Below are 14140 nucleotides of genomic sequence, written 5' to 3' on the forward strand. Positions count from 1 at the left end.
GCGTATCGCCGCCGCACCGGCTCACCAGCGCAGCCGCCGCTGCGCCAGCGCCTCGCCCAGTTGCCGGTACAGCGCACGCGCCTGCGCGTCCGGCAGCAGCCGCACGCGCAGCGGCGGTTCGCCGTGGCGGGCGCCGGCGGTGTCCAGCCACAGGGTCGCGGTGCCGCACCAGCGGTCCAGCGGCGAACGGCTCAGGTGCAGCGTCTGCAACTTGTCCAGTTCGGCCAGCCGCCACCAGCGCCGCCACCAGCCGCCGCGCACCGCCACGTAGCGCGCGTCCAGCGCGTAGCCCATGCGCTGCGCCTGGCGCCAGGACTTGAACGCCGACCACGGCAGCCACAGCAGACCCAATGCCGCCCAGGCACCGAGCGTGGGCCATAGCCCGGCGCACAGCAGCGGCACCAGCAGCAGCGCCGGCAGCGACAGGCGCCACCAGTGGCGCGTGGCGATGCCGTGCCAGTGCGCGGGCGGCCAGGCGATCTGCGGCAGCAGCCGCTGCAGCAGCGCATCGCAGGCGCCCGGGGTGGCCAGCGGCGCCAGTTCCGTCAGCGCGTGGTCGTGCCCGTGGTGCGACTGGATCACCGCGGTGTCGATGTGCAGGCTGCGCCGCCGCAGCAGCCGCTGCAGCACGCTCTCGTGCAGGGTCCAGGCCTGGATCCGGCGCCGCGCCACGCTGCTGCGCAACCGCGTCAGCAGGCCGCGTTCCACGGTCAGCCGGCGCTCGCTCTCGCTCAGCCGGAAACCGTGGTATTGCACGAAGGCCAGCCCCATCGACAACGCGCGCATCAGCAGCAACAGCGTCGCCAGCATCAGCGCGAAGGTCACCGCGCCGGCCATCCAGCCCAGTTGCAGGTGCGTGGCGTAGCCGAACAGCTGCCGCCCGTAGTGCTCGATCGCGTTGGAGATCATGCGTTCGGGGAACAGGTGGTAGGTGGCGCCGAACGCGGTGAGCAGCACCACCATGCCGCGGTTGGAGATCAGCCCCTGGCGCAGCACCTCGGCGGTGGGCAGCGCCAGCAGCAGCTCGCTGTCCGGCGTAGCGGGCGCGGCGCCCGCGTCGTCGCTTGCCTGGGCACGCTCGGCGGCAGGCGCACGGTGGCGGATCTGCTGTTCCAGCGCCAGCGCCTGGTCCAACCGCAGCACCCGCATCTGCGCCTCGGGCTTGGTGCCGCCGGCCGATTCCAGACGCACTTCTGCCACGCCGAACAGCCGGTGCAGCAGCGACTGGTGCACCACCACGTTGTGGATGCGCGCGAACGGGATCTCGCGCAGGCTGCGCTCCAGCCAGCCGCTACGGATGCTCAGGCTGTCGTGGCCGATGCGGTACTGGTAGGTGAGATAGCGCAGCAGCGACACCGCCACCAGCCCGCTGCACACCGCCAGCATCACCAGGTGATCGGCGTGATCGCGGTGGCCGTCGCGGCTGCCGAACACCAGCAGCGCCAGCAACGGCAGCAGGAAGTGCCTGAGGTGCTGCAGCAGCACGAACAGCCACGACCACGGATGCAGGCGCCGTATCGGCGTGGTGCACTCGGTGTCGGCGAGGTCGCTCACAGCGCGTCGTCGTCGTGGTCGAGCTGGTGCGCCAGGCGTTCGCGCAGGCGCTGCGCGTCGGCCTGGTCCAGGCCGGGCACGGCGACGGCGGTATGCCGGGTGCCGGCGGTGTGCACGACCAGGGTGGACAGGCGCAGCGCGCGTTCCAGCGGGCCGCGGCGCAGGTCCAGGTGCTGCACGCGCGAGATCGGCACGTGCGTTTCGCTCTGCCACAGACGCCCGCGGAACACGTCCAGGCCCTGGGCATTCAGCCGCCAGCGGATGCGCCGGTGGCGGACGAAGCCGACCCAGGCGCCGCACAGGCTGCCCACCGCCGCCGCCACGGCGCCCAGCGCCAGCGCATGCAGGCTGTGCAGGCTGAGGCCGACGATGGCCGCGCCGATCAGCAGGCTGAGCCCGAGCATGCAGCCGCCGCCGAGCGCGGCCAGCCAGGCACCGCGCAACGGCAGCGGTTGCCAGTCGGTGGGCGGCCAGTCTGCGGGTGCCGGGGGGGCGGCGAAAGCGCTCGGCGCGGGCGCGGCGGGGGAGTCGTCCATGGGCGGTGCGATCACGTCGGGGTCTCGGGGCGCGGGCGCGCGGCGTGGCCTGCGATCCTAACGCGGCGATGGCGGGCGTGCGCTGTCCGCGGCGCGGTTTCCGTCCCGATCCTGGCAGGCGGTGGAGGGTGCCGACCTGCGGCGGTGGTTCAGCGCGCCGCGCGCAGCAGCGCGTCCACGTCCAGCGCGTGGCCGGCGCGGGCGGCCTTGGTACGGAGGTAGCCTTCGTTCTCGGCGGTGATGGTGCCGGTGACCGGGATGCGCTCGGTCACCTCGATGCCGGCCGCGCGCAGGCGCTCGGCCTTGTTCGGGTTGTTGGTGAGCAGGCGCACGCGGCCGATGCCGAGTCCGCGCAGCATCGCCACGGCGCTGCCGTAGCGGCGTTCGTCGGCGCCGAAGCCCAGTTGCGCGTCGGCGTCGATGGTGTCCAGGCCGTCGTGCTGGTAGCCGTAGGCGCGCATCTTGGTGGCGATGCCGGTGCCGCGGCCTTCCTGGTCCAGGTACAGCAGCACGCCGCCGCCCAGCGCCTTGAGCTTGGCCAGGCCGTGCCGCAGCTGATCGCCGCAGTCGCACTTGAGCGAGCCGAACAGGTCGCCGGTGAGGCAGGAGGAATGCACGCGCACCGGGACCGGCGCGCTCAGGTCGGGCTGGCCGATCACGATCGCGACCTGGTCGCGTTGCGCCACGCCGCCGCGGAACACCACGAATTCGCCAGGGCCCAGGTCGCGCAGCGGCACCTGGGTGCGGGTGACCAGGGTGTAGCTGTCGGAGGCGGCGAGGGCGCAGCCGTGTTCCAGGTCGTCCAGCCGCAGCGACTGGCAGCCCTGGAAGGCGCTGCTGTCCGCGCCCAGGTCCGCCGCGACCATCGCCGGCAGCAGCAGGCCCAGGCGCGCGATCTCGGCGGCGCCGGCATCCAGCGCGTCGCCGGGCTGCCACTGCGCCGGCACCGGCCCGTCGCGCAGGTAGGCCAGCGCCGCCAGCGCGTCGTAGGAGTGCCCGGCCAGGGCGATGCGCGCGCCCTGCGGCGCGTCCAGGCCCAGCACCTGCGCGCGCGGCGGGGTCACGAACAGGTAGTGCCGCTGCCCGCTGGCCTCGGCGAAGCCGAGGTAGGACGGTTCGGTGCTGCTGTCCAGCGCCATCACCGCGCGGGTGTGGCCGTTGCCGTCTTCGAGTAGGACCGGGCGCCCGGCACGCAACTCCGATGCCGCGCGTTCGCTGCGGATCGCGGCAGGATCGCCGAAGGCGTGCGCGGAAGGGGCGGTGGGGCTGGTCATGCACGACTCCAGATGGGGGATCGGCGGCGCCGCTTCAAGGCTGCCGCGTCCGGTCGCGGCGGCCCCGGCGCGGCGCCGGCAGGCGCGTGGCGCCCGGCGCCATTGTCGCGCGCTTTGCCTGATGCGCCAGCCTGCAGGCGATGGAACGCACTGTGCCCGGCCGCGCTGCATCGCCGATGCAACCGGATGCGGCGTCTGCGGCAATGCCGACATTTCGGCGCGGAGCGGGTGTGCACGCGCCGCCGGTTGCTTGCTACTGTGCCGCCTCGCATCCCCTCCGGCCTCCCGCCCGCATGCAACTCGTCGATTGCACCGAACCGCGCCACGCGATGGCGATCCTGGAGATCTTCAACGACGCCATCGTCCACTCGACCGCGCTGTACGACTACCGGCCACGCCCGCCGGAGAGCATGGCGGCCTGGTTCGCGACCAAGCGCGCCGGCAACTTCCCGGTGCTGGGCCTGGAGGACGCCGACGGCACCCTGGTCGGCTTCGCCAGCTACGGCACCTTTCGCGCCTGGCCGGCGTTCAAGTACAGCGTCGAGCATTCGGTCTACGTGCACCGCGACCACCGCGGCCGCGGCGCGGGCCGACGCCTGCTGCAGGCGCTGATCGACACCGCGCAGGCGCGCGGCGTGCACGTGCTGGTCGGCGGCATCGACGCCAGCAATGCCGGCAGCATCGCCCTGCACGAGCAACTGGGGTTCGTCCACGCCGGCACCGTGCGCGAGGCCGGCTTCAAGTTCGGGCGCTGGCTGGACCTGGCGTTCTACCAGCGCATCCTCGCCGGTCCGGCGCAGCCGCACGACGACTGACGCGGGTTCTGCCGGGGGCGAACGCCCTAGTGCGGATGGCGCTCGGTGGCGTAGGGATTGGGCTCGGCCGGGTCCGGGCGCAGGGTGTAGCGCTTGTAGGTCCACTGGTACTGCGCCGGGTCGCGCCGCGCCACCCGCTCCACGCCCGCGTTGAGCGCGGTGGCCGCGCGCAGCGGGTCGGCATCGGCGATGTCCGGTGGCGCCGGCTGCACGTGCAGGGCGAACTCCAGGTCGTTGCCGACGCGCTCGCACCAGGCGAACAGCACGGTGGCGCCGGTGCGTTCGGCCAGGCGGTTGACCAGGGTCATGGTCAGCGCCGGCACGCCGAAGAACGGCGCGAACACGCCGTCGCCGGCCTTGGGCTGCTGGTCGGGCAGGATGCCGACCGCGCCGCCGTCCTTGAGCGTCTTGAACAACTGCCGCACCGCCGGGCCCTCGGCGCGCACCTGGCGCACCCGTTCGCCGCTGCGGACCAACTGCAGGAAGGCATCGCCGACCGCCGACTCCGGCGCGCGGTAGACGATGGCGATGTCGCCGCGCGAGGCCAGCCACTGGTTGAGCAGCTCCCAGTTGCCGAAATGCGGTGCGGCCACGATCACCCCGCGGCCGGCGGCCAGGGCGGCGTCGTACAGGTCCTGGCCGTGGCGCAGGCGCAGCCGCGCCAGGTTCTGTTCCGGCGGCCGGGTCCACAGCGCCAGGGTCTCGAACGCCTGCCGCGCGGTGGAGCGCAGCACGTCGCGCTGCAGGGCCACGCGCTCGCTGGGCAGCAGCTCCGGATAGGCCAGTTCCAGGTTGCGCCGGACCACCCGGCTCTCGCGCGCGTCCAGGCGCAGCCACAGCCCGGCCAGGCCGTCGGCCAGGCGGTGCAGCCACGGCCACGGCAGGCGCGCCACGGCGGCGGCGCAGCGATACAGCAGGGAAGCGAGCGTGGCGGGTTTCATCGGCGCAGTTTATCCGCTCGGCGCGTCGCGCCTGCCCGACCGGCATCGCGGATCCCGTCGGCCGCGTGCGCTGTCCCTTTCTCAATCTCGCCCATTCGGCGATGATGCCGCACGATCGCAACCGTTCGTCGCGGCGCCACCAATCCCCAATCCCCAATCCCAGCCCTATGCTCTCGCTGATCCAACGCGTCACCCATGCCTCGGTCAGCGTCGACGGCGAGGTCGTGGGCCAGATCGGCCCCGGCCTGCTGGCGCTGGTGGCGGTGGAGCCGGGCGACGACGAGGCCAGGATCCGGCGCATGGCCGAGCGCCTGCTCGGCTACCGGGTGTTCTCCGACGACAGCGGGCGGATGAACCGCTCGCTGCGCGACACCGGCGGCGGCCTGCTGCTGGTCAGCCAGTTCACCCTGGCCGCCGATACCGGCTCGGGCATGCGGCCCAGCTTTACCACCGCGGCACCGCCGGCCGAGGCTGAACGCGGCTTCAACCGATTGCTGGAGGTGTGCCGCGCGCAGCACCCGCCAGGGGTGGAAAGCGGCCGCTTCGGTGCCCATATGGTCGTCAGCCTGGTCAACGACGGCCCGGTCACCTTCCTGCTCCGGCCGTAGACGCCGGCGCGTTCCTGGCGGAGCCGTTCAGGCTCCTCGTCCGGCAAGCGGCGGTCCGGGCTGTTATAATGCTAGGTTCACTCATTCACCTACCTGCCGGTGGCGCGAGCACTCATGGCCAACGAACGTCCTGCCCAGCAATCCGACATCAAGCAACTGATCAGCAAGGGCCTGGAACAGGGCTATCTGACCTACGCGGAAGTCAACGACCATCTTCCCGACGATCTGGTCGACCCCGAACAGATCGAAGACATCATCGGCATGATCAACGGCATGGGCATCGATGTCCATGAAGTTGCGCCCGATGCCGAAACCCTGTTGCTCAACGACGGCAACACCGGCAACCGCGAAGTCGACGACACCGCGGCCGAAGAAGCCGCTGCGGCGCTGACCGCGCTCGACACCGAAGGCGGCCGCACCACCGACCCGGTGCGCATGTACATGCGCGAGATGGGCACAGTAGAACTGCTGACCCGTGAAGGCGAGATCGCCATCGCCAAGCGCATCGAGGAAGGCCTCGGCCAGGTGCAGGCCGCGCTGGGCGCGTTCCCGCTGGCGGTGGAGACCCTGCTCGAGGACTACGAACAGCACAAGGAAGGCAAGAAGCGCCTGGCCGAGATCGTGGTCGGCTTCAACGACCTGATCGAGGAAGAGCCGGCCCCGCCGGTCGCGGTGTCCGACGACGACAGCGCCACCGATGCCGATGCCGACGAGGACGACGACGACGACGTCGACACCGCCGAAGAGGACGCCGGCCCGACCGGTCCGGATCCGGCCGAGGTCGCGCGGCGCATGGAAGTGCTGGCCACCGAGTACGCCAAGTTCAAGAAGGCCCACGCCAAGAACGGCGCCGAGCACAAGCTGGTCACCAAGCTGCGCAACGACATCGCCGAGGTGTTCGTCACCCTGAAGCTGCCGCTGCCGCTGACCGACGTGCTGGTGCGCAAGCTGCGCGACACCATGGCCCAGGTCAAGGACCACGAGCGCCGCGTGCTGCACCTGGCCACCCACGTGGCACGCATGCCGCGCAAGGACTTCATCCGTTCCTGGGAAGGCAACCAGACCAACGTGGCCTGGGTCGACGACGCGCTCAAGCGCAAGCAGAAGTGGTCGTCGGCGCTGCGCGACGTCAAGGACCAGATCATCGCCGAGCAGGAAGCCACCGTGGCGGTGGAGCAGGCCACCTACCTGAGCCTGGCCGAGCTGAAGGAAATCAGCCGCGCCATGGCCTATGGCGAAGCCAAGGCGCGCAAGGCCAAGAAGGAAATGGTCGAGGCCAACCTGCGCCTGGTGATCTCCATCGCCAAGAAGTACACCAACCGCGGCCTGCAGTTCCTCGACCTGATCCAGGAAGGCAACATCGGCCTGATGAAGGCGGTGGACAAGTTCGAGTACCGCCGCGGCTACAAGTTCTCGACCTACGCCACCTGGTGGATCCGCCAGGCGATCACCCGCTCGATCGCCGACCAGGCGCGCACCATCCGCATCCCGGTGCACATGATCGAGACGATCAACAAGTTGAACCGCATTTCCCGGCAGATGCTCCAGCAGTACGGCCGCGAGGCCACCCCGGAGGAGCTGGCCAAGGAAATGGACATGCCCGAGGACAAGATCCGCAAGGTGATGAAGATCGCCAAGGAGCCGATCTCGATGGAAACCCCGATCGGCGACGACGAGGATTCGCATCTGGGCGACTTCATCGAGGACACCAACGTGGAGTCCCCGATCGAGAACACCACCAACATCAACCTCTCCGAGACCGTGCGCGACGTGCTGGCCGGGTTGACCCCGCGGGAAGCCAAGGTGCTGCGCATGCGCTTCGGCATCGACATGAACACCGACCACACCCTCGAGGAAGTCGGCAAGCAGTTCGACGTGACCCGCGAGCGCATCCGCCAGATAGAGGCCAAGGCGCTGCGCAAGCTGCGTCACCCGAGCCGCTCGGAACAGCTGCGCAGCTTCCTCGATATCGATTGATCGAGCGCTGTTCGCGGCAACGAAAAAGCCCCGCCAGGTGCGGGGCTTTTTTGTGGGCGCAGATGCCGGATCGGACGATGCACCGCATCCCTTGTAGGAGCGGCTTCAGCCGCGACCGGGCTTTACCGGGAACGCCGAGTCGCGGCTGAAGCCGCTCCTACAACGGGCAACAAGGGCGCCGGATCGCCGGCGTCCCTGTGTAGGTCGCATCCGCTTACGCGAACGCCTTGCTGCCGCGCATCACCGCCAGCACGTCGTGGCAGGCGCCCATGGTGTGGTAGTCGGTCTTGCCGGCCGGGCTCTTCTCGTCGCTGTAACTGCGGTTGTCCCGGCTGAGGATGCGGAACCAGGCGCCGTAACGGTGGTCGACCAGGTGCTCCCAGGAGTACGCCCACAGCTTGTCGTAGGCGGCGCGGTAGCTGGCATCGCCGCTGGCGGCAAGCAGCCGCGAGGCGGCAGCAATGGCTTCGGCCTGCACCCAGAAGTACTTGTCGTCGTCGCAGAAGTAGGTGGGCGCCGCGGCCACGTCGGGCACGCCGACCACCGGCGCCTCTTCGGTACCGGAGGCGAAGCCGTAGACGATGCCGCCGTGCTGCGCGTCCCAGCCGTGCGCCAACGCGGTGTCGAACAGGTGGCGCGCGGTGGGCAGCAGCCACGCCGGCGCGGTGCCGGTGGCCGCCTGCAGGTGCCCGTGCAGCAGCACCAGCAGCTTGGACCACTCGACCTGGTGGCCGGGCTGGAAGCCCCACGGCCGGAACAGGTGCTTGGGGTTGTCGCGGTTGTAGTCCCAGTCCACCTGCCAGTCGGCGTCGTAGTGCTCCCACACCAGGCCGCCGGCCAGCGCCGCCTGGCGCCGGGTGATGTGGTCGGCCAGCAGCAGCGCGCGCTGCAGGTAGCGCGGCTCGGCGCTGGCCTCGTAGGCGGCGATCAGCGCTTCGCACAGGTGCATGTTGGCGTTCTGGCCGCGGTAGCTGGAGAACGTCCACTCCGGGGTGGCCTCGTCGCGGTACAGGCCGGCGGCGGCATCCCAGTAGCGGGTCTCCAACAACTGCCAGGTCTCGTCCATCCACGCGTCGGTGTCCAGGCCGGCCTTCTTCGCGGTGGCGTAGGCCAGCAGCACGAAGGCGGCGCCGTAGGCGTGCTGGGTGCGGTCCTCGGCCACGCCGTCGCGCAGGGTCCACACGTAGCCGCCGCTGGCGCTATCGCGGTGCACCTCGCGCAGGTAGCGCAGGCCGTGGCGCGCGGCGTCCAGGTACTCGGCGGCCAGCGCCGAGTCGGCGAACTCGATCGCCGCCATCGCGTAGTTGAAGACGAAGCGGGTGCTGCTGACCAGGTGGCGATGGCCGGCGTCGTACACGCTGCCGTCGTCGCGGAAGTAATGGAAGAAGCCGCCCGCCGGGTCGATCGCGCGCGGGTGGTAGAAGGCCATGGTGTCGGCGATGTGCGCGCGCAGGACGGCGGCGTCGGCGAAGTCGGGCAGGGGCGTGGCGGGCAGGTTCATGCGGTTGGCTGGCGAACTGTGTGAGGGAGGAGAAGACGGCGGTGCACGACGGCGGCGTGTGGGCCGCCGCCGTGCCGGGAACGGATCAGCGGATCAGTGCATCACGCGCGCGGCCGGCGCGGTGACGGGCGCGGCCGCCGCCAGGTCCGGCGACAGGCGCGAGCCGCGCAGGCCGTACCAGACGATGTAGGCGTAGCACAGCAGCGGGATCACGAAGGCGTGCTGGATGCCGATGGCGTCGGCCAGCGCGCCTTGCGCCAGCGGCACGATGGCGCCGCCGACGATGCCCATGATCAGCAGGCTGGAGGCCTTGCTGGTGAGCACGCCCAGGCGTTCGATGGCCACGGTGAAGATGGTTGGGAACATGATCGAGTTGAACAGGCCGATCGCGATCACGCTCCACATCGCCACATGGCCGGTGCTGAGCATGGTGGCGATCAGCAGCAGCGAGGCGATGCCGGCGAAGGTCGCCAGCAGCTTGCGTGCCGGGACGAACTGCAGCAGCGCCGCGCCAGCGAAGCGGCCGACCATCGCGCCGAACCAGTAGTACGACAGATGGTGTGTGGCGTCGGCTTCGTTGAGGCCGCCCGTGGTGGGGCTGGAGATGTAGTTGATCAGGAAGCTGCCGATCGCCACTTCCGCGCCCACGTACATGAAGATCGCCACCACGCCCCACAGCAGGTGCGGGTGGCGCAGCGCGTCGGCGAAGCGGTGGTGCGACTCGGCTCCGGTGTCCTTGTCCTCCCGCAGCGACGGCACCCGCATGACCAGCATGAACACTGCCAGCAGCAGCAGGCCGCCGGCCAGCATCAGGTAGGGGATTTCCACCGTACGCGCCTGTTCGATGCGATACGCGGACAGCTGCGCGGGATCCATCGCCGCGATCTGGTCGGCGCCGAGCACCGCGCCGGCCAGGATCAGCGGGCCGATCAGCCACGGGAACACGGTGGTGCCCAGCGAGTTCAGCGCCTGGGCGAAGTTGAGCCGGCTCGGCGCCTTCTCCGGCGCGCCGATCAGGCTGATGTAGGGATTGGCCGCGACCTGCAGCAGGGTGATGCCGCTGGCCAGCACGAACAGCGCGGTCAGGAACAGCGGATAGGAGGGCAGGCGCGCGGCCGGGTAGAACATCGCCGCGCCGATCGCCGCCACCACCAGGCCGATGACGATGCTGGCCTTGTAGCCGACCCGCGACACCACGGCGCCGGCCGGCACCGACATCAGGAAGTAGGCGCCGAAGAAGGTGAACTGGATGAGCATCGACTGCGCGTAGTTCATCTGGAACACGGCTTTCAGATGCGGGATCAACACGTCGTTGAGGCTGGTCAGGCCGCCCCAGGTGAAGAAGATCATGCTGACCACCGCGATGGCGGCGGTGTTGGACAGCGGGCGACGGCTCATGCAGCGACTCCGGGAACGGGCGAGAGGGCGACCCGGCTACTGGCGCGCAGGCACAGCCGGGCGGGGGCGATGGTAAGCGCAGGCAGGGCCTGCCGGTGGCGCAGCGCGTCCAGCACCAGGCGCGCGGCCTGCATGCCGCGCTCGCGCGGGGCGACGGCGACGGTGGACAGCGGCGGAGTGGCGACGGCGGCTTCGGGGATGTCGTCGAAGCCGATCAGCGCGTAGTCGCGGCCGGCCACGCGGCCGCGTTCGGCCAGGCCGCTGGCCAGGCCCAGCGCGACCACGTCGTTGTAGCAGACCAGCGCGGTCGGCAGCGGGTCGCGTGCGCACAGTGCGCCGGCCTGGCGCGCGGCTTCCAGCCGGGTCGGCGCGCATTCGATCAGCCACGCCGGATCGACGGCGATGCCGGCGGCGGCCAGCGCCTCGCGGTAGCCGGCGCGGCGCTCGGCGCAGGAACTGGACTGGCGGTGCCCGCCGAAGAAGGCGATGGCGCGGTGGCCCTGCCCCAGCAGGTGTTCGGTGGCCAGGCGCGCGCCGCGGCGGTTGTCCAGCGCCAGCAGCGGCCAGTCGCCGTCCAGCGCGCGGTTGAACAGCAGCACCGGCAGGCGCGGCCCCAGCAGCTGGCGCAGCCGCGCCGCGTCGGTGTTCTCGGTGGGCGAGAGGATCATCGCCGCCGGGTGGTGCTCGATCAGCGAGGCCAGCACGGTCTGCTGGCGCTCCGGCGATTCGCCGGTGCTGCCCATCAGCATAACGTAGCCGGCCTCGGCCAGCGCCGCGTCCACGCCGCCGGCGAACTCGGCGAAGAACGGGTTGGCCAGGTCGTTGACCACCAGCGCCACCGCATTGGACGCGCGGCCGCGCAGGCTGGCCGCACCGCGGTGGTAGACATAGCCCTGGCGGGCGATCTCCGCCGCCACCCGCGCGCGCGTGTCCGCGTGCACCAGCGGGCTGTTGCGCAGCACCAGCGACACGGTCGCCCGCGACACGCCGCAGGCAGCGGCGATGTCGGACACGGTGACGCGTTTGTCGGCGGAAGACGGCGCCACGGCGCTTTAGACCGGTTCAAAAGGTCGCTCATCCTGCGCCGTCGTGATCCGATCCGCATTTTGCAGTGCAGCAAGGCATTGCAGTGGCTTTGTGCTATCCGTTTGGATCGATTCGATACGGGGAGCCTGCCATGCGCAGCTCAAGGAAGCTGGGCGGCGCTACCGCACTGCTGCTGGCCGCGCTGTGGCCGATCGCATCCGCCGTCGCGGCGACGGGTGGCAACGCCGGCGAGCGTGCGGTGGCGGCGGTGGACCCCTTCATCGGCACCGGCGGCGAAGGCCACACCTATCCCGGCGCCACGGTGCCGTTCGGCATGGTCCAACTGAGCCCGGACACGCGCATCCAGCCGCGCAAGGATGCCTACGGCTGGGCGGCCGGCTACCGCTACGACGACCGCAGCCTGGTCGGCTTCTCGCACACGCATTTCTCCGGCACCGGCCACTCCGACCTGGGCGACGTGCTGCTGATGCCGATCAGCGGCACGGTGCGGCTGGAGCGCGGCGATCCGGACACACCCGGCAGCGGCTACAGCGCGCGCTTCCGCCACGACGACGAGCGCGCCGAGCCGGGCTACTACGCGGTGACCCTGGACGACTACAGGGTGCGCGCCGAACTCACCGCCAGCGCCCGCGTCGGCGTGCACCGCTATACCTATCCGGCCGGCCAGCCGGCGCACGTGCTGCTCGACCTGCGCACCAGCCTGTACGACTACCCGGGCAAGATCAGCTGGTCGCGGCTGCGCCTGCGCGCCGACGGCACCGTCACCGGCTTCCGCGAGACCCGCGGCTGGGCGCCGGGGCGACAGCTGTACTTCGCCCTGCGCTTCTCGCAGCCGCTGCGCGGCCATGCCTTCCACAACACCGAGCAGGACATTCCCTACAAGGGCTTCCCGCCGCCGGGCGACAACGACCCTGCCCAGCGCGCGCAGATCGAAGGCCGGCAACTGGTGGGCTCGTTCGACTTCGGCGACGGCCTGCGCGGGCCACTGCTGGTCAAGGTGGCGATCTCGCCGGTCAGCGAGGACAGCGCCATTGCCAATCTCGACGCCGAAGTACCGGGCTGGGATTTCGACGGCGTGCGCCGTGCCGCGCGCGCGCAATGGGCACAGGCGCTCGGCGCGGTGGAGGTGGATGCGCCGCCCGCGCAGCGCACCCAGTTCTACACCGCGCTGTACCACAGCCTGCTCGGCCCGACCCTGTTCATGGACAGCGACGGCCGCTACCGCGGGCCGGACAATGCCGTGCACCAGGCGCAGGGTTACACCCACTATTCGACGTTCTCGCTGTGGGACACCTACCGCGCGCTGCACCCGCTGCTGACCATCGTGCAGCCGCCGCAACGCACCAACGACATCGTCAACTCGCTGCTCGCGCACCAGCGCGAAAGCCCCTACGGCGTGCTGCCGGTGTGGGCGTTCCACGGCCTGGAGACCTGGTGCATGATCGGCTACCACGCGGTGCCGGTGATCGCCGACGCGTACATGAAGGGCATCCGCGGCTACGACACCGACGCCGCGCTCAAGGCCATGGTGGCCAGCGCCGACTATGGCCCCTACGACGGCATCGCCCAGTACCGCGAACTCGGCTACGTGCCGATCGACGAGGAAGGCGAGGCCGCCTCCAAGACCCTGGAGTACGCCTTCGACGACTGGACCATCGCACGCATGGCGCAGGACATGGGCCGCAGCGAGGTCGCCGCCGCCTTCGCCAAGCGCGCCGGCAACTGGCGCAATGCCTTCGACCCGGACACCGGCTTCATGCGCGCGCGCAAGCGCGACGGCGCCTTCCGCACCCCGTTCGATCCGGACGCCAGCGGCTACGGCACCGACTACACCGAAGGCAACGCCTGGCAGTACTCCTGGTACGTGCCGCAGGACGTGGCCGGCCTGGCCCGCGCGCATGGCGGGGACGACAAACTGCTGGCGCGGCTGGACCAGGTGTTCGACGCCAAGGTCGATCCCAAGGTGTTCGCGCACATGGAGGACATCACCGGGCTGATCGGCTGGTACGCGCACGGCAACGAACCCAGCCATCACGTCGCCTATCTGTATGCCTACGCCGGGCAGCCGTGGCGTACCCAGGCGCGGCTGCAGCAGATCATGCGCAGCCAGTACGCGGCGCGGCCGGACGGGCTGGCCGGCAACGACGACATGGGGCAGATGTCGGCCTGGTACGTGTTCACCGCGCTGGGCTTCTACCCGGTGGCGCCTGCCAGCAACCAGTACATCCTCGGCCGCCCGTTCCTGCCGCGCGCCACCCTGGCGCTGCCCAACGGCAAGCGCTTCACGGTGATCGCCGATGGGTTGGACGACGCGCATCCCTATGTCGGCAGTGTCACCCTCAACGGGCGTCCATTGAACCGTGCATTCCTGCGCCATGAGGAACTCATGGCCGGCGGCGAACTGCGCTTCACCCTGCAGGCCACGCCCAACACCGCCTGGGCCGCGGCGGGTGCCGAGCGTGCCTATTCGATGAGCGAGTGAAGGGCAT

Annotated in this window: 11 protein-coding genes; 4 read left to right on the top strand and 7 right to left on the bottom strand. The window is 70.6% G+C overall.

Going from position 1 to position 14140, the window contains the following annotated elements; translation table 11 throughout:
• Positions 1 to 21: 21 nt before the first annotated feature.
• From PG878_RS03470 to ribA, 3 genes are all read right to left on the bottom strand, one after another.
• Positions 22 to 1554, bottom strand: a complete 1533-nt coding sequence (locus PG878_RS03470; protein ID WP_311186017.1) for a PH domain-containing protein — start codon at positions 1552 to 1554, stop codon at positions 22 to 24.
• The gene (locus tag PG878_RS03475; RefSeq protein WP_209032164.1) at positions 1551 to 2090 is read right to left on the bottom strand and encodes a PH domain-containing protein; all 540 of its coding nucleotides are present in this window, start codon (positions 2088 to 2090) and stop codon (positions 1551 to 1553) included. Before PG878_RS03475 ends, PG878_RS03470 begins: the two co-directional genes overlap by 4 nt.
• Before the next feature lie 149 nt (positions 2091 to 2239).
• Positions 2240 to 3364 carry a GTP cyclohydrolase II RibA gene (gene ribA, locus PG878_RS03480; protein WP_209032163.1) on the bottom strand — a complete coding sequence of 375 codons (1125 nt, stop codon included), beginning with the start codon at positions 3362 to 3364 and terminating at the stop codon, positions 2240 to 2242.
• Between the two features lie 293 nt (positions 3365 to 3657).
• On the opposite strand from ribA, the gene PG878_RS03485 reads away from it, so the two are divergent.
• Entirely contained in the window at positions 3658 to 4179 is a 522-nt protein-coding gene (locus PG878_RS03485) for a GNAT family N-acetyltransferase (RefSeq protein WP_209032162.1), read from the top strand.
• A gap of 26 nt (positions 4180 to 4205) precedes the next feature.
• Here PG878_RS03485 and PG878_RS03490 read toward each other — a convergent pair whose 3' ends face one another.
• Positions 4206 to 5120 carry a lauroyl acyltransferase gene (locus PG878_RS03490; protein WP_209032161.1) on the bottom strand — a complete coding sequence of 305 codons (915 nt, stop codon included), beginning with the start codon at positions 5118 to 5120 and terminating at the stop codon, positions 4206 to 4208.
• Positions 5121 to 5287: 167 nt separating this feature from the next.
• On the opposite strand from PG878_RS03490, the gene dtd reads away from it, so the two are divergent.
• Entirely contained in the window at positions 5288 to 5728 is a 441-nt protein-coding gene (gene dtd / locus PG878_RS03495) for a D-aminoacyl-tRNA deacylase (RefSeq protein ID WP_209032160.1), read from the top strand.
• A 114-nt stretch (positions 5729 to 5842) separates the two neighbouring features.
• On the top strand, positions 5843 to 7705 hold the full coding sequence (gene rpoD, locus PG878_RS03500; protein ID WP_048490828.1) for an RNA polymerase sigma factor RpoD: 1863 nt from the start codon (positions 5843 to 5845) through the stop codon (positions 7703 to 7705).
• A gap of 214 nt (positions 7706 to 7919) precedes the next feature.
• Here the strand turns inward: rpoD and PG878_RS03505 are convergent, their stop codons facing one another.
• The 3 genes from PG878_RS03505 to PG878_RS03515 all read right to left on the bottom strand — a co-directional run bounded on the left by PG878_RS03505 (position 7920) and on the right by PG878_RS03515 (position 11650).
• On the bottom strand, positions 7920 to 9206 hold the full coding sequence (locus tag PG878_RS03505; protein ID WP_209032159.1) for an AGE family epimerase/isomerase: 1287 nt from the start codon (positions 9204 to 9206) through the stop codon (positions 7920 to 7922).
• A gap of 93 nt (positions 9207 to 9299) precedes the next feature.
• Positions 9300 to 10604 (bottom strand): sugar MFS transporter, encoded by a 1305-nt coding sequence (locus PG878_RS03510; protein WP_209032158.1) that lies wholly within the window; start codon positions 10602 to 10604, stop codon positions 9300 to 9302.
• Complete coding sequence (locus PG878_RS03515) at positions 10601 to 11650, bottom strand: LacI family DNA-binding transcriptional regulator (RefSeq protein WP_209032157.1); 1050 nt, start codon at positions 11648 to 11650, stop codon at positions 10601 to 10603. The genes PG878_RS03510 and PG878_RS03515 overlap by 4 nt, the downstream gene beginning before the upstream one ends.
• 131 nt (positions 11651 to 11781) lie before the next feature.
• Here PG878_RS03515 and PG878_RS03520 point away from each other — a divergent pair, with 131 nt between their 5' ends.
• A complete protein-coding gene (locus PG878_RS03520; protein WP_209032156.1) occupies positions 11782 to 14133 on the top strand; it encodes a GH92 family glycosyl hydrolase in 2352 nt (783 codons plus the stop codon).
• The last annotated feature ends 7 nt before the right edge of the window (positions 14134 to 14140 follow it).

The sequence above is a fragment of the Xanthomonas hawaiiensis genome (assembly GCF_031834635.1).
GTDB lineage: Bacteria > Pseudomonadota > Gammaproteobacteria > Xanthomonadales > Xanthomonadaceae > Xanthomonas_A > Xanthomonas_A sacchari.

Coding starts and splice junctions, on each gene's coding strand:
- PG878_RS03475 (WP_209032164.1), bottom strand. CDS start 2,090: ATGGACGACTCCCCCGCCGCGCCCGCGCCGAGCGCTTTCGCCGCCCCC.
- ribA (WP_209032163.1), bottom strand. CDS start 3,364: ATGACCAGCCCCACCGCCCCTTCCGCGCACGCCTTCGGCGATCCTGCC.
- PG878_RS03485 (WP_209032162.1), top strand. CDS start 3,658: ATGCAACTCGTCGATTGCACCGAACCGCGCCACGCGATGGCGATCCTG.
- PG878_RS03490 (WP_209032161.1), bottom strand. CDS start 5,120: ATGAAACCCGCCACGCTCGCTTCCCTGCTGTATCGCTGCGCCGCCGCC.
- dtd (WP_209032160.1), top strand. CDS start 5,288: ATGCTCTCGCTGATCCAACGCGTCACCCATGCCTCGGTCAGCGTCGAC.
- rpoD (WP_048490828.1), top strand. CDS start 5,843: ATGGCCAACGAACGTCCTGCCCAGCAATCCGACATCAAGCAACTGATC.
- PG878_RS03505 (WP_209032159.1), bottom strand. CDS start 9,206: ATGAACCTGCCCGCCACGCCCCTGCCCGACTTCGCCGACGCCGCCGTC.
- PG878_RS03510 (WP_209032158.1), bottom strand. CDS start 10,604: ATGAGCCGTCGCCCGCTGTCCAACACCGCCGCCATCGCGGTGGTCAGC.
- PG878_RS03520 (WP_209032156.1), top strand. CDS start 11,782: ATGCGCAGCTCAAGGAAGCTGGGCGGCGCTACCGCACTGCTGCTGGCC.